At 69.1% G+C, this 19,075-nt stretch carries 17 protein-coding genes and 4 pseudogenes; 9 read left to right on the top strand and 12 right to left on the bottom strand.

The genetic code is table 11. From position 1 onward, the window contains the following. Nucleotides 1-4: 4 nt before the first annotated feature. The 7 genes and pseudogenes from ACFJIX_RS26420 to ACFJIX_RS26390 all read right to left on the bottom strand — a co-directional run. Entirely contained in the window at nt 5-1,018 is a 1,014-nt protein-coding gene (locus tag ACFJIX_RS26420) for a Bug family tripartite tricarboxylate transporter substrate binding protein (protein WP_377161989.1), read from the bottom strand. 209 nt (nt 1,019-1,227) lie between these two features. Continuing rightward, nucleotides 1,228-2,193: a tripartite tricarboxylate transporter substrate-binding protein gene (locus tag ACFJIX_RS26415; RefSeq protein ID WP_377155578.1), complete on the bottom strand. Its 966-nt coding sequence runs from the start codon at nt 2,191-2,193 to the stop codon at nt 1,228-1,230. A gap of 161 nt (nt 2,194-2,354) precedes the next feature. After that, nucleotides 2,355-3,245, bottom strand: coding sequence for a HipA domain-containing protein (locus tag ACFJIX_RS26410; RefSeq protein ID WP_377161987.1), 891 nt, complete (start codon nt 3,243-3,245; stop codon nt 2,355-2,357). Between the two features lie 157 nt (nt 3,246-3,402). Next, nucleotides 3,403-3,810, bottom strand: a pseudogene (locus ACFJIX_RS26405) (HipA N-terminal domain-containing protein); the annotation flags it as partial. After that, nucleotides 3,744-4,109 (bottom strand): helix-turn-helix domain-containing protein, encoded by a 366-nt coding sequence (locus ACFJIX_RS26400; RefSeq protein ID WP_377155577.1) that lies wholly within the window; start codon nt 4,107-4,109, stop codon nt 3,744-3,746. The pseudogene ACFJIX_RS26405 and the gene ACFJIX_RS26400, both read right to left, overlap by 67 nt. A gap of 129 nt (nt 4,110-4,238) precedes the next feature. Further along, nucleotides 4,239-4,550: a LysR substrate-binding domain-containing protein gene (locus tag ACFJIX_RS26395; protein ID WP_377161985.1), complete on the bottom strand. Its 312-nt coding sequence runs from the start codon at nt 4,548-4,550 to the stop codon at nt 4,239-4,241. Nucleotides 4,551-4,599: 49 nt separating this feature from the next. After that, a pseudogene (locus tag ACFJIX_RS26390) lies at nt 4,600-5,130 on the bottom strand (LysR family transcriptional regulator); the annotation flags it as partial. A gap of 198 nt (nt 5,131-5,328) precedes the next feature. On the opposite strand from ACFJIX_RS26390, the gene ACFJIX_RS26385 reads away from it, so the two are divergent. Together ACFJIX_RS26385 and ACFJIX_RS26380 are read left to right on the top strand one after the other, a co-directional pair. Further along, nucleotides 5,329-6,336 carry a Bug family tripartite tricarboxylate transporter substrate binding protein gene (locus ACFJIX_RS26385; RefSeq protein WP_377155576.1) on the top strand — a complete coding sequence of 336 codons (1,008 nt, stop codon included), beginning with the start codon at nt 5,329-5,331 and terminating at the stop codon, nt 6,334-6,336. 7 nt (nt 6,337-6,343) lie between these two features. Continuing rightward, on the top strand, nt 6,344-8,071 hold the full coding sequence (locus tag ACFJIX_RS26380; RefSeq protein WP_377155575.1) for an IlvD/Edd family dehydratase: 1,728 nt from the start codon (nt 6,344-6,346) through the stop codon (nt 8,069-8,071). 178 nt (nt 8,072-8,249) lie between these two features. On the opposite strand, the gene ACFJIX_RS26375 is transcribed toward ACFJIX_RS26380, so the two are convergent. Then, nucleotides 8,250-8,837, bottom strand: coding sequence for a TetR/AcrR family transcriptional regulator (locus ACFJIX_RS26375; protein ID WP_377155574.1), 588 nt, complete (start codon nt 8,835-8,837; stop codon nt 8,250-8,252). A gap of 57 nt (nt 8,838-8,894) precedes the next feature. Then, a complete protein-coding gene (locus ACFJIX_RS26370) occupies nt 8,895-10,055 on the bottom strand; it encodes an iron-containing alcohol dehydrogenase (protein ID WP_377155573.1) in 1,161 nt (386 codons plus the stop codon). A gap of 141 nt (nt 10,056-10,196) precedes the next feature. Here ACFJIX_RS26370 and ACFJIX_RS26365 point away from each other — a divergent pair. The 7 genes and pseudogenes from ACFJIX_RS26365 to sodC form a co-directional block, all read left to right on the top strand. Beyond that, a pseudogene (locus ACFJIX_RS26365) lies at nt 10,197-11,135 on the top strand (alpha/beta hydrolase); the annotation flags it as partial. Between the two features lie 156 nt (nt 11,136-11,291). Next, nucleotides 11,292-12,150, top strand: a pseudogene (locus ACFJIX_RS26360) (YbgC/FadM family acyl-CoA thioesterase). Between the two features lie 152 nt (nt 12,151-12,302). Further along, complete coding sequence (locus ACFJIX_RS26355; protein ID WP_377155571.1) at nt 12,303-12,854, top strand: DUF3455 domain-containing protein; 552 nt, start codon at nt 12,303-12,305, stop codon at nt 12,852-12,854. A 46-nt stretch (nt 12,855-12,900) separates the two neighbouring features. After that, nucleotides 12,901-13,476, top strand: a complete 576-nt coding sequence (locus ACFJIX_RS26350) for a sigma-70 family RNA polymerase sigma factor (RefSeq protein ID WP_377155569.1) — start codon at nt 12,901-12,903, stop codon at nt 13,474-13,476. Beyond that, nucleotides 13,473-14,210, top strand: a complete 738-nt coding sequence (locus ACFJIX_RS26345; protein WP_377155567.1) for an anti-sigma factor domain-containing protein — start codon at nt 13,473-13,475, stop codon at nt 14,208-14,210. Before ACFJIX_RS26350 ends, ACFJIX_RS26345 begins: the two co-directional genes overlap by 4 nt. A gap of 140 nt (nt 14,211-14,350) precedes the next feature. Then, nucleotides 14,351-14,854, top strand: coding sequence for a tetratricopeptide repeat protein (locus ACFJIX_RS26340; RefSeq protein WP_377155565.1), 504 nt, complete (start codon nt 14,351-14,353; stop codon nt 14,852-14,854). Nucleotides 14,855-14,869: 15 nt separating this feature from the next. After that, nucleotides 14,870-15,406 (top strand): superoxide dismutase [Cu-Zn] SodC, encoded by a 537-nt coding sequence (gene sodC / locus ACFJIX_RS26335; RefSeq protein WP_377155564.1) that lies wholly within the window; start codon nt 14,870-14,872, stop codon nt 15,404-15,406. A gap of 168 nt (nt 15,407-15,574) precedes the next feature. Here the strand turns inward: sodC and acnB are convergent, their stop codons facing one another. From acnB to ACFJIX_RS26320, 3 genes are read right to left on the bottom strand one after another with little or no spacing between them, the layout of a single operon-like run. Continuing rightward, nucleotides 15,575-18,163: a bifunctional aconitate hydratase 2/2-methylisocitrate dehydratase gene (gene acnB, locus ACFJIX_RS26330; protein ID WP_377155562.1), complete on the bottom strand. Its 2,589-nt coding sequence runs from the start codon at nt 18,161-18,163 to the stop codon at nt 15,575-15,577. Nucleotides 18,164-18,213: 50 nt separating this feature from the next. After that, on the bottom strand, nt 18,214-18,636 hold the full coding sequence (locus ACFJIX_RS26325; protein ID WP_377155560.1) for a type II toxin-antitoxin system VapC family toxin: 423 nt from the start codon (nt 18,634-18,636) through the stop codon (nt 18,214-18,216). 4 nt (nt 18,637-18,640) lie between these two features. Beyond that, entirely contained in the window at nt 18,641-18,886 is a 246-nt protein-coding gene (locus ACFJIX_RS26320) for an AbrB/MazE/SpoVT family DNA-binding domain-containing protein (RefSeq protein ID WP_377155558.1), read from the bottom strand. Between the last annotated feature and the right edge of the window lie 189 nt (nt 18,887-19,075).

The raw sequence follows: 19,075 nt of genomic DNA, 5'->3' as shown, positions 1-19,075 counted from the left end.
CCCTTCAATCCGCCGTCATGTTGGCGCTGCGCGCCACCTTGCCGAGCCGTTCGTACTCCTGCGCCGACAGCGTCGCGAGCTCCGCGGCGGTCGATGACTTCGGCGAGAACCCGGCGGCGACCAGCTTCTCCTTCACGCCCGGATCGGCCAGCGCGGCCTTCAGCGCCTGCTCCAGGCGGCGCACGACCGGCGCGGGCAATCCGGCGGGACCGTACACGCCGAACCACGGTTCGATCGCATAGCCCGGCAGGCCGGCCTCCGCGAGTGTCGGCACATCCGGCAGCGCCGGATTGCGCTGCGAGCCGGCCACCGCCAGCGCGCGCAGCTTGCCGGCCTGGATGTGTGGCAGCGACGCGGGCAGATTGTCGAAGGCGACGGGGATCTGGCCGCCGATCAGGTCGGTGATCAGCGGCGCGCTGCCCTTGTAGGGCACATGCACCCACTCGGTATGGCTGAGCTGGCCGAACAGCACGCCGGCCAGATGCATCGAGGTGCCCGCGCCGGCCGTGCCGAAGGGCAGCCCCGGATTCTTCGCGACATGGGCGCGCAACTCGGCGACGGTCTTGACCGGCAGGGACGGTCCGACCTCGAGGACGATCGTCGAGTTCCCGAGCAGCCCGATCGCGCTGAAGTCCTTGCGCGGATCGAAGGACATCTTCTTGTAGATGTGCGGGTTCAGCGCGTTGGTCGAGATGGCGCCCATGCCGACCGTGTAACCGTCGGGCGCGGCCTTGGCGACCGCGTCCATGCCGAGGTTGCCGCCGGCGCCGCCACGGTTCTCGATGACGACGGCCTGCCCCAGCGTCTGCGACATGTGCGCGCCGACGGTGCGGGCCACCAGGTCGGTGGTGCCGCCGGCCGCGTAGGGCACGATGAAGCGGATCGGCTTGGTGGGGAAGGCGTCCTGCGCGAAGGCGGGCAGTGCGGCCCACGCGCCGAGCAGGGCTGCCGCGGTCGTGGCGAGGATCGCGCGGCGGGAGGAAGCGCGGCACGACAGGCCGGAGGCGGCGGAGCGCATCGGGCGGAGGACGGGCCGGGGGGCAAAGCGGGGCATGGACATGAGGTCTCCTGATCTTGTGGATCGATGAGACGTCGATTCCCCGCGCATCACGAGCGTGATTACCCGGGCGGAGCGTGCGGCGGACGCGCAGATCGCCCGTCGTCCGGCAAGGCGCGCGCCTCGCCCGGACGCCTCGCGAGGGCTGGCCTGCGAAGGGAATGTGCCGCTCAATCCGGTTTGATCTTGGCGGCGGTGATCAGCTTCGTGTAGCGCTCGCGCTCCGCATGCAGGTGCTTGGCGAAGGCCGCGGCGTCGCCGGGCGTGCTCTCGCCGCCGGCCTGGGCCAGGCGTTCCTTGACCTCGGCCGACTGGGCGGCCTTGACGGCGGCGGCGCTCAGCGCGGCGAGCACCGGCTTGGGCGTGCCGACCGGCGCCATCAGGCCGTACCAGACCGAGGCCTCGAAACCGGGGAAGCCGGACTCCGCGATCGTCGGCACGTCGGGGAACAGGCTGGAGCGCTTGGCGCTCAGCACGGCGAGCGGGCGCAGCTTGCCGCTCTTCCAGTGCGGCAGGATCTCGAGCGCGTTGAGCGCCACCACGGGCACCTGGCCGCCGATGACGTCGGTGAGCGCCTGGGCGCCGCCCTTGTAGGGCACGTGCATCAGGTTGATCTTGGCGGCGCTGGCGAACAGCTCGACGGCCAGATGCGGCGTGGAGCCGTTGCCCGGCGTCGCATAACCGACGGATTCCGGCTTGGCCTTGGCGGCCTCGACCAGCTGGGCCAGCGTCTTGTACGGCGACTCCGGGTTGACCGCGATGATGACCGGCACGCGGCCGATCAGCGCGACGGGGGCCAGGTTTTTCTCCGAGTCGTACGGCGGCGGCTGGTAGAGGGCCATGTTGGCCGCGACGGCGTTGGCGGCCATCAGCAGCGTGGCGCCGTCGGCCGGCGCGGACACGACGGTGCGGGCGGCGATGTTGCTGCCGCCGCCGGGTTTGTTGTCGACGATGACGGGCTGCTTCAGCTCGGCCTGCAGCCGCACGGCGACCGCGCGGGCGACCACGTCCACGGCGCCGCCGGCCGAGTAGCCGACGACGATCTTGAGCGGACCGGCGGGGAGGGATTGCGCGAACGCGAGCGGGGCGGCGAACGCCATCGCGGCGCCGGCCCAGAGGAATGCTTGTCTCTTCATGGGGACCTTGTGGGGGAATCGGCGCCGGAGACGGCGCGCTGCGGGTCGGACCGGGAGGAGCCGCCCGCGCGCATTCTGGTCGGTGGCCTCGCCGCGACCAATGCTGGAATGGCGCTAGCTGTTATGCCGGGGCGGCATGGCGGGGGACCGGTGTGAACGCGTCACATCAGGTCCTCTGGCGAGACCTGGGGAATCAACGACGCATGCTTTGCGATGAACTCGCAACGATGTTGGAGGCGTGCGGCCATGGCATCCAGCAATGCCGGGGGCACGCCTTGCTCCTCCAGCATTGGACGTGAGTCCTTGAGCGCCTTGGGCAGTCGGGTGCTCAAGGCCCGGATTCGCGTTGCCAGTTGTCGCGGTGCGAGGGCGCATTCCAGGGCCATGCTCGCCCACTGGAATGCGCCGAGTTCGTCGAGATGGAACGCATCGCCGATGCCCATGGCGAAGCTCGTGCTCATGTGCTCGTCGGCCACGGCTTCGACGTCCACGAGGTCGTAGGCGGGCGCCAGGCGCAGCAGCCCGGGATGCCGTTCGATGAAGAACGACCAGTTCTTGCCATGCGCATCGGTGTTGCCGATGAGGACGTTGAAGATCACGCGATCCAGGAGTTGCGATTGCATCTCGAGCGGCGACGTGCCGATCGCAGCGAGTCCGAACAGCTGCTGCATCGACGCCCCGTCGCGCAGATGCTTCACCGCGTCCTGATCGCCGTAGGCGCGTTCGTACTTGAGCTCGGGCGTGAGCCCCAACGCCTGGCAGGCGTCGATGATGTGCAGCCGCTCGACCCGTCCGTCTGCCGAGCGCCTGCGATCGAAGCGCTGGACCAGCAGCACTGGCTCCGGCACGTGGAGCAGGCGGGTCTTGGCGGCCGGAATACCGACGGCGGCGGCGAGGTGCATGCAGACATGCTCGATGGCCGGAAGCTCGCCGAAACGTGGATCGAGCGGTGCTGGCTTGAGGATGACCGTCGAGGCGAAGTCGCCGCCGTTGGCGAGGAAGAACTCGTTGTCGTCCTCGAAGACTGCGATCTTGTCCTGAAGCCCGGCAATCGACAGCCTGACCTTGCCGTCCCAGACGGAGAAGGGCGTCTGGAGGCGCCCCCCGGATGCGTTCGCTCAGCTCTGCGGGCGGCAGCGGGCGCAGTGTGCTTCGACCGATGTCGATCCGTGGCGGCGTCGATGCATCGGCCAGACTGACGCTCAGCGCGCCCGCCGTCTCGGTGCCCAGGGCCACCAGCAGTCCCGCCAGATTTGCTTTCGACAAGCCATTCGCCTGTGCCGCCACGTCCAGGGCCTGCCCTTCCGGCATGAGGTTCTGGAAGAACGCTCGGGCGATCGCGGAGCGCGTCTCTGGCGATAGGTCCCCGAATCGCGCCGGACCCGATGCCTGCGAGAGGAGTCGCGGCGCCATGTGCATCTGGGGGCTCAGAGGGAAGGTGCCGGGCCAGTGCTCCCACTCTTCGGCATAGCTGAAATCGAAAAGCGTGCCAGCCGGGTCGTACGCGAGAGTCCCAACGCGACGGTCTGCCGCCCAGATCGCGAGCTTGATCACTTTGCGGGTCCTTCCACGCGTCCGTTCAGGGAGCGGGTGCGTTCGGCGCTGGGGCCTCCCCATGGAATGGGGTCAGTCACGCGCAGATGCTGGAGCGCGCTCGCGGCCTCGTAGTGCGTCACCAGCGGCGTCGTGAAGAAGGCGACGCCGAGATCCCGCGCGACGCGCAGCGCCGTACCCAATGCCACCGTCCCCTTGCCGCCTTCAAGATCGCTCATCGTCGCCTTGCTGATGCTCAGCGCCTCGGCGGCGGCTTCAAGGGTGATGCCTGCCGCCGTCCGGGCAGCACGGACTGCCTGCCCGAAGGCCAGGGCGTCCCGAACCATGGGGTCGGGAAAAGGTTCGCGAACAACTTTGCGCATCTTTCCTCCTGTTTTACCAGGACTATACGCCTATCAGGTCAATGGAGTTGTATTCGGATGGTTTGGCAGGTTTTTACTATCATGCGTCATTTTAAGCATCTATCCGCCTGCTTTGCCAGGATTTAAGGCTCACCGTTTCCGCTTGACCTTCGGGGCGAACAGCGCCTCCGCCTGCTCCAGGAACATCCGTGCCAGCGGCGCGCGCGGGCTCCGTGCGCTCCAGACGAAGCCGCTCTTGCGGACCGGTGCCGTGCCGGGCAGCGGCACCTTCTGGATCGACAAGCCGCTGGACCACAGCGCCGACCAGTCCGGCAGCAGCGAGATCCCCAGCCCCTGGTCGACCATCGCGGCGATGGACATCAGGCCGTTGATCTCCAGCCGCCGTCGCGGGGTCAGGCCTTGATGGCGCAGGTAGCGGTCCGCCAGCTGACCGCCGAGCACGGGAGCGGTCGTACTGGATGAAGGGCTCGGTCTGGAGCAGGTCGTGCGCGTCGCGCCGGGCGAGCTCCTTCGGCGCCACGACGACGAGCGGCTCCGTCATCAGCTCGCGCCACTCGCAGGTCTTGGGGATCGTGAATTGAGGCTCCACCACCACCGCGGCGTCCAGGTCGCCGGCCGCGACCATGCGCACCAACTCCGTCGACGCGTTCGAGACGACCGAGACCGAGAGGTCGGGATGGCTCGCGTAGAGACGCCGCAGCACCGGCGGCAGCACCGTCGTCAGCGCCGAGACGAACGCGCCCAGCCGCAGTTCGCCCAGCTGCACCTTCTCGTTGGCGAGCGCGCGCAGGTCGCGCTCCTCGCGCAGCATGTTGCGGGCACGGTCGAAGATGTTGAGCCCCGCCGCCGTCGGCTTCACCGAACGCCCCGAGCGCCGGATCAGCGCCGTGCCGAGGTCGTCCTCCAGCGCCTTCAGGCGCGCGGCCACCGCCGGCGCGGTCATGTCGAGCCGCCGCGCGGCCTCCGCGATGGAGCCGCACTCCACCGTCGTCACGAAGCTCTGAACGTAGCGCAGATCCATCCCGGCGTCCTTCATCCGTCGCCCCGACCGGGCGGCTTCGGAACATAAGGAATTTTTTGCTCTGAAGCAATGGGAAGCAAATTGTTCTCAGGTCGTCTTTGGCCAACCATCGCTACCCACAACGACTCATAACAACCCCGCTGACCACAGCCAGGAGACAACATGCCCCGTTCATTGCCGCGCTCATTGCCCCGTCCCGTGCTTCGGACTTCCGGCGTCCGTCGCCGCCAGGTCCTCGCCGTCGCCGCCGCGGCGGCGTCGTCCTCGCTCGTCCTGGGCGGATCCGCCGCCGCCGCGACCTGGCCGGACAAGGTCATCACGATGATCGTGCCGTTCTCGCCCGGCGGCGCCACCGACATCATCGGCCGCATCCTCGCGGCGGAGCTGTCGACGGGGCTGGGCAAGCAGGTCATCGTCGAGAACCGCGCCGGCGCGGGCGGCAACCTCGGCGCGCAGGCGGTGGCCAAGGCCGCGCCCGATGGCTACACGATCCTGATGGGCGCGATGACCTCCCACGCCACCATCGCGACGCTGGAGAAGGGCAAGGTCCGCTACGACCTGGTCAAGGACTTCCAGACCGCGGCCGTCGTCGGCAGCGTGCCCTTGGTCTTCGTGGCCAACCCCTCGGTGCCGGCGAAGTCGCTGAAGGAGCTCGTCGCCTACATCCAGGCGAATCCCGGCAAGACCTCCTTCGGCTCCTCCGGCGCCGGCGCGCCGCAGCGCATGGCGTCGGAGATGCTGAAGCTCCAGGGCAAGCTCGCCACCGACAACATCCCCTACCGCGGCAGCGGCCCCGCCGTCACCGACCTGATCGCGGGTCAGATCCAGTTCATGGCCGAGACCGTGCCGGCGGTGCTGCAGTTCATCAAGGGCGGCAAGCTGACGCCGCTGGCCGTGGCGGCGTCCGCGCGGGATCCCAACCTGCCCGACGTGCCGACCACGGCCGAGGCGGGCTTCCCCAGCCTGCTGGCGACCTCGACCTTCGGCGTGCTGGTGCCGGCGGGCACGCCGGCGGACGTCGTGTCGCGCCTGAACGCGGAGATCTACAAGGCGCTCAAGAAGCCCGAGGTGCTGGCACAGTTGGCCCAGCAGGGCGTGGTGGCGCAGGCGCCGCTGACGCCGGCCGCCGCGCAGGAGCGACTCAAGGGCGAAGTGACGACATGGGCCAAGGTCATCGCCGCGGCCAACATCAAGGCAGACGAGTGAGGCAGTCGTGAGCGATCAACCCAAGGGCCTGAAGAAGGGCCTCACCCACTACGGCGACCAGGGCTTCTCCCTGTTCCTGCGCAAGGCCTTCATCAAGGGCGCGGGCTACACGGACGATGCGCTGGACCGGCCGGTCATTGGCATCACCAACACCGGCAGCAGCTACAACCCGTGCCACGGGAACATGCCGCAGCTGCTGGAGGCGGTGAAGCGCGGGATCATGCTCGCCGGCGGGCTGCCGATGGACTTCCCGACGATCTCGGTGCACGAGAGCTTCTCGGCCCCGACCAGCATGTACCTGCGCAACCTGATGTCGATGGACACCGAGGAACTGGTGCGCGCGCAGCCGATGGACGCGGTGGTGCTGATCGGCGGCTGCGACAAGACGGTGCCGGCGCAGCTGATGGGCGCGGCGTCGGCGGGCATCCCGGCGATCCAGCTGATCACCGGCTCGATGCTGACCGGCAGCCATCGCGGCGAGCGCGTCGGCGCCTGCACCGACTGCCGCCGCTACTGGGGCAAGTACCGCGCGGACGAGATCGACGACCAGGAGATCGCCGACGTCAACAACCAGCTCGTTGCGAGCGTGGGCACCTGCTCGGTGATGGGCACGGCCAGCACGATGGCCTGCGTGGCGGAGGCGCTCGGCATGACGGTGCCGGGTGGTGCCTCGCCGCCGGCCGTCACCGCGGACCGCATCCGCGTGGCCGAGCAGACCGGCGCGCAGGCGGTCGAGCTGGCGCGCAAGGGCCTGACGATCGACAAGATCCTGACGCCGGCCGCGTTCGAGAACGCGCTGCGCGTGCTGCTCGCGATCGGCGGCTCCACCAACGGCATCGTGCACCTGACCGCGATCGCGGGCCGCATGGGCATCGACATCGACCTCGCGGGCCTCGACCGCCTGGGGCGCGAGACGCCGGTGCTGCTCGACCTGAAGCCGTCGGGCCAGCATTACATGGAGGACTTCCACCACGCGGGCGGCATGGCGACGCTGCTGCGCGAGCTCAAGCCGCTGCTGCGCCTGGAGGCGCTGACGGTCACCGGCCGCACGCTGGGCGAGGAGATCGAGCGCGCCGGCGAGGGCTTCCCGCAGGACGTCGTGCGGACCTTCGACCGGCCGATCTATCCGCAGGGCGGCCTGGCCGTGCTGCGCGGCAACCTGGCGCCCGGCGGCGCGATCATCAAGCAGTCGGCGGCGGATCCCAAGCTCATGGAGCATGAGGGCAGGGCGGTCGTCTTCGAGGACAGCGCGGACCTCGCCGCGCGCATCGACAGCGACGACCTCGACGTCACCGCCGACGACATCCTGGTGCTGAAGAACATCGGGCCGAAGGGCGCGCCGGGCATGCCCGAGGCAGGCTACATCCCGATCCCGCGCAAGCTCGCGCGGGCCGGCGTGAAGGACATCGTGCGCGTGTCCGACGGCCGCATGAGCGGCACGGCCTTCGGGACGATCGTGCTGCACGTGACGCCGGAGGCGGCCGTGGGCGGTCCGCTCGCCCACGTGCGCAACGGCGATCGCATCCGCCTGAGCGTGAAGCATCGGGAGATCGCGCTGCTGGTCTCCGACGAGGAGCTGGCGAAGCGTGCCGCCGAGCACCCGGTCGTCGAGCCGACGGCGGAGCGGGGCTATCGCAAGCTGTTCCTGCAGACCGTCACGCAGGCGGACCAGGGCGTGGACTTCGACTTCCTGCGCGCGGTGAAGACGAGAGGCAAGGCCCCCGAAGACCGCTGAGCACTGTCTTACCCCCCTCTCCCGCTTGCGGGAGAGGGCAGGGGTGAGGGCCAGCGGACTAGGCAGTCAGCAAGACGGCTTCCGCACTTCCGCCGCCGCTGGCCCTCACCCCCACCCTCTCCCGCAAGCGGGAGAGGGAGCAAGAGGTCGCGGATCCTCGACGGAGCGGGTCGGTTCCTCAGGCTGGCTGCGTCAGCTTGACGATCGCCGGCTGCACGACAGCTGCAAATGCCTTCGGGTCGTCCACGGCGCGGGCCACCAGCATGGCACCGTGCACCACCGCCATGAAGGCGCGCGCCGACGCGGCCGGGCTACCGGGCAGATGGAACTGTCCGGCCGCGACGCCGCGCTTGAGCACGGACGCGAGCCACGCACCCAGGTCGTGGAAATGGCCTCGCACCTCGATCGCGACTTCCTCGGGGATGGTCGGCATCTCGGTGGCGAGCATCGCGCAGATGCAGAACGGGTGTTCGCCGCTGCGGATGCAGCCAGCCCAGTAGTCCGCGTAGGCGTTGAGCTCGGCCACCGGGTTGTCGATCTTCTGCACCAGGCCGGCGAGGCCGTTCCTCGCTTCCTCGCGATAGAGCGAGACGACGCGCTGGACCAGCACCGCCTTGCTCGGGAAATGGTGATGGATGCTGGCCTTGGTGATGCTGACGCGTTCGGCCAGGTCGGCGTAGCTGAAGCTGTTGTAGCCGCCCGAGACCAGCAGCGATCGCGTGTGCGCGACGATCTCGGCAGCCTTGGGGGAGAGCTCGACGGTCATGGGGCCTGCATCGGATGAAGGAGCCCCGATTCTACGGGTGATCTACCAGTTGGTAGATCACAGGGACTCGTCCAGCATCTTCCGGTAGTCGCTCGCCGAGGCCTCGCGCGGATTGGTCTTGTGGGTGTGGTCGTGCAGCGCGCGGTCGACGATCTGCTCGTAGAGATCGACCGTCACGCCAATCTCGCCAAGGCCGGCGGGCAGTCCCAGCCGCTGGTTCATTGCCTTGACGGCGGCGGCGAGTTCGTCGGCCGGCGTGCCTGCCTGCAGGTTCATCGCATGACCCATGCGGGCGATCTTGTCGTCGCGCCGCATCGAGTCGTGCATCCCGTTGAAGCGGATCACCGCCGGCAGGAACACCGCGTTCAGCGTGCCGTGGTGCAGCCTGGGCATGAGCCCGCCGAGCGCGTGGCTCAGCGAGTGCACGCAGCCCAATCCCTTCTGGAAGGCCAGCGCGCCCATCGTGCTCGCGGCCATCATGTCCAGGCGGGCGTCGATGTCGTCGGGATGCGTGGTGGCCCGTTCGATCTGGCGCCAGCCGCGGCGCAGGCCCTCCAGTGCGATGCCGTCGGCCGGCGGATTGAAGGCCGACGACATGAAGGTCTCCATGCAATGCGCGATGGCGTCCATGCCGGTCGCGGCCGTCAGCGAGGCGGGCAGCTTGCGCGTCAGCTCCGGATCGCAGACTGCCGACTTGGGCATCAGCTCCCAGTTGTGGAAACCGAGCTTGCGGCCGTCGTCCACGATGATGATCGCGCCGCGCGCGACCTCGGAGCCGGTGCCCGCCGTCGTCGGCACCGCGATCAGCGGCACGGCCTGGGACGTGATGTTGCCGGCGCCGCCGAGGATGGTGGCGTAGCGCGTCAGCGGGCCGTCGTGCCTCGCGGCGATCGCCACCCCCTTGGCCAGGTCGATGCTGGAGCCGCCGCCGACGGCGATCAGCCCGTCGCAGCCGTGGGCGCGGAACAGCTCGACGGCCTCGCGCACGGCGGCCTCGGTCGGGTTGGGCGGCGTACCGTCGTAGACGGGCAGGGCGGCCGCGTCGATCGGCGACGCGGCCCAGGCCTCGAGCACCAGGTCCAGCACGCCGGCCGCGCGCACGCCCTTGTCGGTGACGATCAGCGGCTTGCCGATGCCGGCGCGCACGCATTCGGCACCGATCAGCCGGCGCGCGCCGGCCTCCAGGTGGATGTGGGTGAGGTACTGGATCAGGGCCATGGGCGACGTCCTTTGCCTGGTGATGGCGGGCCGCATCGGCGCGGGCCCGCGGGGTCTGGGAGAATCCCGCGATTGGGGTTTGGCAGCAGCCGAGCCTACGTCCTGGAGTTCCCGTTGAGTAGCACCTTGTTGACACCGCGGATGGCCGCGGTGCTGGAGCGCATCCACCGCGCCAACCGCCCGTCGTTCCACAGCCTCACGCCCAAGCAGGCCCGCATCGCCTACCTCATGGGCGCCGAGATCCTGGACCTGCCGCGGGCGCCGCTGCCGCGCATCGAGAATCTGGCAATCCCCGGTCCCGCCGGCGACATCGCCGCGCGCCTCTACGCCCCGTTCACGCGTGAGGACGCGGCCGCGCGGGACGCGCGCGGCCTGCCGGTGCTGCTGTACTTCCACGGCGGCGGCTTCGTCATCGGCAGCCTCGAGACCCACGACAGCCTGTGCCGCCAGCTGGCGCTGCGCACCGGCGCCGCGGTGATCGCGGTCGACTACCGCCTGGCGCCGGACCATCCGTTCCCGGCCGCGGTCGACGACTGCTGGGCCGCGCTGGCATGGCTGGCGACAGCCGCCACCGACCTGGGCCTGGACCGCGCGCGCATCGCCGTCGGCGGCGACAGCGCCGGCGGCACGTTGGCCGCGGTGACGGCGCTGCATGCGCGCGACATCCGTGACCGTCTGGGCCTGTCGCTGGTGATGCAGCTGCTGATCACGCCCGGCGCGACGGCGCATGCGGACACCGACTCGCACCGCCGCTTCGCCAAGGGCCATCTGCTGGACGCCGACACGATCGCTTGGTTCTTCAACCAGTACATCCCGACGGAACAGCGCGACGACTGGCGCTTCGCGCCGCTGCAGGCCGAGGACCACGAGGACCTGGCGCCCGCCACGCTCATCCTGGCCGAGGCCGATCCGCTGATCGACGAAGGCATCGCCTATGCCGACCTGCTGCGCGCCAGCGGCAACGAGGTGCGGCTGGAGCTGTACCGCGGCGTGACTCACGACTTCATCAAGATGGGTCGTAGCATTCCGGAGGCCGAGCAGGCGCTCGATGCCTGCGCGGACGCGCTGAGGACGGCTTTCGGCCTGCCGGCGCCGGTTTCCGTTCCTGCTCCTGTTCCTGCTTCCGTTCCTGTTTCCGATCGCGCTTCCGATCCCGCCTCCGATCCCGCTTCCGGGACGACGACTTCCTCGACCCCGACCCGGGGCTTCCGCATGAGCACCACCGCGCCCCACGCCCTGACCCGCGACCGCTTCCGCTTCTTCGAACGCCTGCGCGTGCGCTGGGCCGAGATCGACGCGCAGCAGATCGTCTTCAACGGCCACTACCTGACCTACTTCGACACGGCGGTGGGCGGCTACTGGCGCGCGCTGGCGCTGCCCTACGCGCCGACGATGCAGGCGCTGGAGGGTGACCTCTTCGTCCGCAAGTCGACGATCGAGTACCTCGGCTCGGCGCATTACGACGAGCTGCTCGACATCGGCGTGCGCACGGAACGCGTGGGCACGAGCTCGCTGACGGTGAGCTGCGCGGTGTTCCGCGGCGACGAGTGCCTGGTGCACGGCGAGCTGGTCTATGTCTTCGCGGATCCGGTGGCGCGCGTGCCCAAGGCGGTGCCCCAGGCGCTGCGCGACCTGCTGCTGGGCTTCGAGCGCGGCGAGGCGATGACCGAGGCGCGCGTGGGCAACTGGGCGACGGTGGGCGAGGACGCGCACCGCATCCGCCAGGCCGTTTTCGTCGAGGAGCAGAAGATCCCCCGCCGAAATGGAGTGGGACGCCGCCGACGAGAGTTGCACGCACGCGGTGGCCTACAACCGGCTGGGCCGGCCGCTGGCGACGGGCCGGCTGCTGGAGCACGTGCCGGGGGTGGCCAAGATCGGGCGGATGGCGGTGCTGTCGCCGATGCGCGGCAGCCGCGTCGGTCGCCAGGTGCTGGACGCGCTGATGCAGGCCGGTCGCGAGCAGGGCTACCGCGAGGTGCTGCTGCATGCGCAGCTGAGCGCCGAAGGGTTCTACACCCGCGCGGGGTTCCAGCGGCGCGGGCCGGTCTTCGAGGAGGCGGGGATCGCGCACGTGGAGATGGTGCGGGGTTTGTAAGACGGGTGCATCCGTCCTGGACCTCTCTCCGTAAGTGGATGATGTGCGGCACTGACGCCGCTCCTTCTGCCATCCGACCAAGGAGATTTCCATGAAGCGAATCGCCGCTACCGTTTTTCCCGCTCTGGCCATCGCCGTCGCCACCTGCGCGAGTGCGCAGGCCTCCCGACCGTCCGCGGACGTGCTGGCCCGCCTGCCTGACCCCGGCGAATGCGACCGCGAACGCGATCGCGGTGAAGGTCCCCGACGTCCCCCCGGCGCTTCGCCCCGCAGACGGCTCGCGGTTGGTGCTTCAGGTCCATGCCATCGGCGTCCAGATCTACGAATGCGCCCAGGCCGCCAACGGCGCCTGGGAGTGGCAGTTCCGCGGGCCCGAAGCGACGCTCTTCGACGCGCGCAATGCCAAGGTCGGCGACCACGGCGCCGGACCGTTCTGGCGCCTGGAGGATGGCTCCCGCATCGTCGGCCAGGCCAAGGCATCGTCTCCGTCGCCGACGGCGGGCGCCATTCCCTGGCTGCTGCTGACGGTGAAGTCGCGCAGCGGTACCGGCGGCCTCGATCCCGTCGACGCCGTGCAGCGCATCAACACGGTGGGCGGTGTCGCGCCGCCGGCGCAGGAGTGCGTCGCGGCGGCCACCGGCCGGACCGTCCGGATCGACTACACCGCCGACTACCTCTTTTGGGGTTCCACCCCGTCGCGGTGAGGTCCGTCTTGACCGATCATCCCGGGTCCTGGCAGTGACCCCGGCGATGCAAGCGAATCAAGATCTCCCCCACCTGATGGCCCGCGTGGCGCTGCGCGACCGCGCGGCCTTCGAGCTCGTCTATCGACTGACGAGCGCGCATCTGTTCTCCGTCTCCTTGCGTATGTTGAGGAACGAACAGCGCGCGGAGGAGAACCTCCAGGAGGCTTACGTGAGCATCTGGCACCACGCGCAGGCCTACCGGCCCGATGCCGGCACGCCGATGACCTGGATGATCAACATCGTCCGCAACAAGGCCATCGACCAGCTGCGCTCGCGCCGCAACGAGGACGAGCACTCGGTCGAGCTCGACGAGGACGCGCTCGCCGTGCCGGCGGATGCGGCCGGCGAGCCGCTGCAGCTGCTCGAGCAGAACCTCGCCGACGCCCGCATCGGTGCCTGCATGCAGGCGCTGTCCGCGCAGCAGCGACAGGCCCTGGCGCTCGCGTACTACCGCGGCATGGTCCACACCGAGATCGCCGAAGCGCTCCATGCGCCGCTCGGCACGATCAAGGCGTGGGTGCGCCGGGGGCTCGATCGCCTCAAGGCCTGCCTCGAAGCCGGGGGAGTGACCGCGCCATGAACTACAACCGACCCGAGCTGGTGGAACACCTCTCGCGCGAGTACGTGCTGGGCACGTTGCAAGGACCCGCGCGGCGTCGCTTCGTCGCGCTGATGCGCGACTCACGGCCGATCGCGCTTGCGGTCGCGCAGTGGGAGCAGCGCATGGCGGTGATGGAGCGTTCGCCGGTGCCGATCCAGCCGCCCGTCACGACCTGGCAGGGCATCGAGCAGCGCTTGTTCCCGCGCGCTCAGCAAGCGCAATCGACCCAGGCGAGCGGCGGCTTGAGCGCCGTGCTGGGCTGGCTCACCGGTCGCGCGGCCGGCGGCGTCCTGGCGGGCATGCTGCTCGCGGTGGTGCTCGTGAAGACGGTGCCCACCACGGTCGGTCTGGAGCCCGCCTCGGAAGCGCTGCCCGCGAGCTACGTCGGCGTGCTCAGCGCGGAAGCCGCGCCGCCGTCCGTCGTCGTGAGTTCGAAGCGCCACGGCAAGCTGCTCACCGTGAAAGTGCTGCGCCCCATCGCCGTGTCTGAAGGCCGTCGCGCGACGCTGTGGGCCATCCCGAAGGACGGCGCGCCGTTCGTGGTCGGCACGGTCTCCCCATCGGGTCAGACGCAGATCGCGTTGCCGGCCGAGTCCGAGAAGCTCTTCTTCAGTGTGAGCCGCGTCGCGATCAGCCTGGAGTCGAGCGATGGACCGGCACCGACGACGCCGTCGACCTTCGTGCTCGAAGGGGCCTGCGTCAAGGTGTGGTGAGGCCCGGGTGAGGGCGGCATCAGCCGTCGGGCGCCCGACGAATCGTTACAACGAATTTTCGAAGCCGGGTGCGTCCGCCGTCATGACAAGCCCGTAAGTCAAGGAGCAGGATGTCCTGCATCACGCTCGAGGAGCAACACATGAAGACCATGAAGCTGCTGTCCCTGGTGGCCGCCGTCTGGGCGCTGGCCGGTTCCATCCCGTCCGCGCAGGCCGCCGACATGTCGCCGCCGCCGTCGGCCGCGCCGGCGCCGGCGGTGAACCGCCTGGCCACCGCCCGTCAACTGATCGAGGCCCGCCAGTGGGAAGCGGCCCGTGACGAACTGAAGCGCGTCGACGATCGCCGCAACGCGGACTGGAACAACCTGATGGGCTACGTGTCGCGCAAGGCCGGCAATCCGGACCTGGCCGCATCGGAGCGCTACTACGACGAGGCGCTGCGCATCGATCCCCATCACCGCAACGCGTTGGAGTACTCTGGCGAGCTCTACCTGATGAAGGGCGACCTGCCGAAGGCGCAGGCCCGTCTGGCGTCGTTGGCCACCGAGTGCAAGTCGTCCTGCGAGCAGCACACGGAGCTGAAGGAAGCCATCGCGCGCTACCAGGCCAACGGCAACAAGTACGTGGCCCAGGGTGGCTGGTAAACCAAGGAGCTTTGAATGAACCTCGTGAAGTCGTTGTGCCTGGGCCTGTTCGTGTCCTGCGGCGCCATGGCGGCGGCCCATGCCGCCGAGCTGACCGTGAACCTCGCCGCCGCGCAGGCGGATGGCGCCGGCCCCTCGGTCGGCACGGTGCGCATCGTGGAGACGCCCTACGGCCTGGCGTTCTATCCGCAACTGACCGGACTGCCGCACGGCGTGCACGGCTTCCACGTGCATGAGAACCCCTCGTGCGCGCCGTCGACGACCAACGGCACGGTCACGCCGGCCGGCGCCGCGGGCGGGCACTTTGATCCGCTGGGCAGCAAGCGCCACGGCGAGCCGTGGGGCGACGGCCACCTGGGCGACCTGCCGCCGCTGTACGTGTCGCACGAGGGCCAGGCGACGAACCCGGTGCTGTCGCCGCGGCTGAAGAAGATCGACGAGGTGAAGGGTCACGCGTTGATGGTCCATATGGGCGGCGACAACCACTCCGACCATCCCGCGCCGCTGGGCGGTGGCGGGGCGCGTGTCGCCTGCGGCGTCATCGGCGGTTGAGCCTCCCTGATCGGGCACGCGATGCCCGAGTCGTGGCGACGACACGTTCGCCCAATGCAAAGGGCCCGAAGGTTTGCACCTCCGGGCCCTTGTTCTTTGGCGAGGGGCAGGGGACTCAACATCCCCCGCCGATCTCGCGACCGAGCGACCGTCAGGTCGCTCGTTGCATCACGCCACCGACTTCGCCGTTTCCGCGTATTCCTCGATCTGGTCGAAGTTCATGTAGCGGTAGACGCTCGCCTTGTCGGCATCGATCACGCCCATGTCCTTGAGGTACTCCTCCTTGGTCGGCAGGCGGCCCAGGCGGGACGCGATGGCGGCCAGCTCGGCCGAGCCCAGGAACACGTTGGTGTTCTTGCCCAGACGGTTGGGGAAGTTGCGCGTGGAGGTGGAGATCACCGTCGCGCCCTCGCGGACCTGCGCCTGGTTGCCCATGCACAGCGAGCAGCCCGGCATCTCGGTGCGCGCACCCGCCGTGCCGAAGGCGGCGTAGTGGCCTTCCTTGATCAGCTCGCTCTGGTCCATCTTGGTCGGCGGCGCGACCCACAGCTTGACCGGGATGTCGCGCTGGCCGCCCAGCAGCTTGGCCGCCGCGCGGAAGTGACCGATGTTGGTCATGCACGAGCCGATGAAAGCCTCGTCGATCTTCGTGCCGGCGACTTCGGACAGCACCTTGGCGTCGTCCGGATCGTTCGGGCAGCAGACGATCGGCTCGGTGATGTCGGCCAGGTCGATCTCGATCACGGCCGCGTATTCGGCGTCCTTGTCGGCTTCCAGCAGGTCGGGCTGGGCCAGCCAGGCTTCGACCTTCTCGATGCGGCGCTGCAGCGTCTTCGCGTCGGCGTAACCGTCGGCGATCATGTTCTTCATCAGGACGACGTTGGAGCTCAGGTACTCCTTGATCGGCGCCGGATTCAGCTTGATCGTGCAGCCGGCGGCCGAGCGCTCGGCGGAGGCGTCGGACAGCTCGAACGCTTGCTCGACCTTCAGGTCGGGCAGGCCTTCGATCTCCAGGATGCGGCCCGAGAAGATGTTCTTCTTGCCGGCCTTGGCGACGGTCAGCAGACCGGCCTTGAGCGCGTACAGCGGGATCGCGTGCACCAGGTCGCGCAGCGTCACGCCCGGCTGCATCTCACCCTTGAAGCGCACCAGCACCGATTCCGGCATGTCCAGCGGCATCACGCCGGTGGCCGCGCCGAAGGCGACCAGGCCCGAACCTGCGGGGAACGAAATGCCGATCGGGAAACGCGTGTGCGAGTCGCCGCCGGTGCCGACGGTGTCGGGCAGCAGCAGGCGGTTCAGCCAGCTGTGGATCACGCCGTCGCCCGGACGCAGCGACACGCCGCCCCGGTTGGAGATGAAGGCGGGCAGCTCGCGGTGCGTCTTGACGTCCACCGGCTTCGGGTAGGCCGCGGTGTGGCAAAAGGACTGCATCACCAGGTCGGCCGAGAAGCCCAGGCAGGCCAGGTCCTTCAGCTCGTCGCGGGTCATCGGGCCGGTCGTGTCCTGCGAACCGACGGTCGTCATCTTGGGCTCGCAGTAGGTGCCCGGACGCACGCCCTGGCCTTCCGGCAGGCCGACCGCGCGGCCGACCATCTTCTGCGCCAGCGTGAAGCCGGCCTTCGTTTCGGCCGGTGCCTGCGGCAGGCGGAACAGCGTCGAGGCGGGCAGGCCCAGGAACTCACGCGCCTTGGCGGTCAGCGAGCGGCCGATGATCAGGTTGATCCGGCCGCCGGCGCGCACTTCGTCGAACAGCACGTCGCTCTTGAGCTTGAACTCGGTAACGGTCTCGCCGTTCTTCACCAGCTTGCCTTCATACGGCAGCACGTCGATGACGTCGCCCATCTCCAGCTTGCTGACGTCGACCTCGATCGGCAGCGAGCCCGAGTCTTCCTGCGTGTTGAAGAAGATCGGCGCGATCTTGCCGCCCAGCGTCACGCCGCCGAAGCGCTTGTTCGGGACGAAGGGGATGTCCTGGCCCGTGGCCCAGATCACCGAGTTGGTCGCCGACTTGCGCGACGAGCCCGTGCCGACGACGTCGCCGACGTAGGCCACGACGTGGCCCTTCTTCTTCAGTTCCTCGATGAACTGCATCGGGCCGCGCTTGCCGTCTTCCTCGGGCTTGAAGGCCGCGTCCGGACGCGTGTTCTTCAGCATCGCCAGGTAGTGCAGCGGGATGTCGGGGCGGCTCCAGGCGTCCGGGGCCGGCGACAGGTCGTCGGTGTTGGTCTCGCCAGGCACCTTGAAGACGGTGACGGTGATCTTCTTCTCGACCTCGGGGCGCGAGGTGAACCACTCCGCGTCGGCCCAGCTCTGCATCACTTCCTTGGCCTTGGCGTTGCCCGCCTTGGCCTTGGCGGCGACGTCGTTGAAGTAGTCGAACATCAGCAGGGTCTTCTTCAGGCCCTCGGCGGCGACGCCGGCGACTTCCGCGTCGTCCAGCAGCTCGATCAGCGGATGCACGTTGTAGCCGCCGACCATGGTGCCCAGCAGCTCGGTGGCCTTGGCCTTGGAGATCAGGCCCACCTTCAGGTCGCCGTGCGCGACGGCGGCCAGGAAGCTGGCCTTGACCTTGGCGGCGTCGTCCACGCCCGGGGGCACGCGGTGGGTCAGCAGGTCCAGCAGGAACGCGTCTTCACCGGCGGGCGGGGTCTTGATCAGTTCGATCAGCTCGGCCACCTGCTTGGCGTCGAGTGGCAGCGGCGGAATGCCGAGCGCGGCGCGTTCGGCTTCGTGTTGGCGGTAGGCTTGCAGCATGCGAACTCCAGTCGTTGTCTCTGCTTGGGTCAAAAGGCGGGTCTGACCGGTCATGGCGCGCTGGGCACGATGACCTTGAGGCCCTTGAAATAGTCTCGGAAGAATCCCTGGTCGCGGGTGATCAGGCCGTCGCACTGCAGCATCGCGTGCGCGCCCACCAGGAAGTCGGGCATGGCGCGCGACGACGAGGCGTTCGCCCCCTTGTCGGCCAGCCGTTGCTTGAACTTGCGTTGCATCTCGCCGGCGCGGATCGCGGCGCGCTGGTCGATGGCCAGGAAGCTCAGGCCCATCTCCTCCAGCGCGTCCATCACCTCGGAACCATGGCCCAGGCCGGCGGTCACCTCGGACAGCACGACGTCGCACAGCACCACCGGGCCGCTGGACAGCGCCAGGCGCAGGGCGGCCTCGGCCGCGTCCGCGCCGGGCGCGTCGCCCAGGAGGTCGATGAGGACGGAGCTGTCGACAGCAATCATCGGATCAGGCGTCCGTCGATTCGTCCGGCGCGCGGCCGCGCAGGTCGCGCATCACGTCGTCGGTGGCGGTGCCTTCGGGCAGCTTGAAGCGGCCACGGGCGCGGGAGATGGCGTCGTCGACGTTCTTGCGCAGGATGATGCGCGCGCCGTCGAGCTCGACCTTGAGCGTCGTGCCCTTGGTCAGGCCCAGCGCGTCGCGCACGGCCTTGGGCAGGGTGATCTGACCTCGTTCGGCGACGGTGGCTTCCATGCGGGCTCCTGGCGATGCTGGGAGATTAGACGACGGCTCTGGCGAATTCATGACCGTTCAGTGCGGCGTCGCACGAACGGTATGAATCAGAAAGTATGCATGAATTGTACGTACTTTCAGCCCATGAAAGCCAGCGTCAGCACCGGAAGCCCGACTCCCGAAGTATGGATAGGGGCGGTGGACAAGAAA

This window comes from Roseateles sp. UC29_93, from assembly GCF_042695725.1.
GTDB classification, from domain to species: Bacteria; Pseudomonadota; Gammaproteobacteria; order Burkholderiales; family Burkholderiaceae_C; genus Roseateles; species Roseateles noduli_A.
This window is presented reverse-complemented; position numbering and strand designations above follow the sequence as displayed.

Coding starts and splice junctions, on each gene's coding strand:
- ACFJIX_RS26345 (WP_377155567.1), top strand. CDS start 13,473: ATGAACTACAACCGACCCGAGCTGGTGGAACACCTCTCGCGCGAGTAC.
- ACFJIX_RS26400 (WP_377155577.1), bottom strand. CDS start 4,109: ATGCGCAAAGTTGTTCGCGAACCTTTTCCCGACCCCATGGTTCGGGAC.
- acnB (WP_377155562.1), bottom strand. CDS start 18,163: ATGCTGCAAGCCTACCGCCAACACGAAGCCGAACGCGCCGCGCTCGGC.
- ACFJIX_RS26375 (WP_377155574.1), bottom strand. CDS start 8,837: ATGACCGTCGAGCTCTCCCCCAAGGCTGCCGAGATCGTCGCGCACACG.
- ACFJIX_RS26370 (WP_377155573.1), bottom strand. CDS start 10,055: ATGGCCCTGATCCAGTACCTCACCCACATCCACCTGGAGGCCGGCGCG.
- ACFJIX_RS26350 (WP_377155569.1), top strand. CDS start 12,901: ATGCAAGCGAATCAAGATCTCCCCCACCTGATGGCCCGCGTGGCGCTG.
- ACFJIX_RS26325 (WP_377155560.1), bottom strand. CDS start 18,636: ATGATTGCTGTCGACAGCTCCGTCCTCATCGACCTCCTGGGCGACGCG.
- sodC (WP_377155564.1), top strand. CDS start 14,870: ATGAACCTCGTGAAGTCGTTGTGCCTGGGCCTGTTCGTGTCCTGCGGC.
- ACFJIX_RS26420 (WP_377161989.1), bottom strand. CDS start 1,018: ATGCGCTCCGCCGCCTCCGGCCTGTCGTGCCGCGCTTCCTCCCGCCGC.
- ACFJIX_RS26340 (WP_377155565.1), top strand. CDS start 14,351: ATGAAGACCATGAAGCTGCTGTCCCTGGTGGCCGCCGTCTGGGCGCTG.
- ACFJIX_RS26320 (WP_377155558.1), bottom strand. CDS start 18,886: ATGGAAGCCACCGTCGCCGAACGAGGTCAGATCACCCTGCCCAAGGCC.
- ACFJIX_RS26415 (WP_377155578.1), bottom strand. CDS start 2,193: ATGAAGAGACAAGCATTCCTCTGGGCCGGCGCCGCGATGGCGTTCGCC.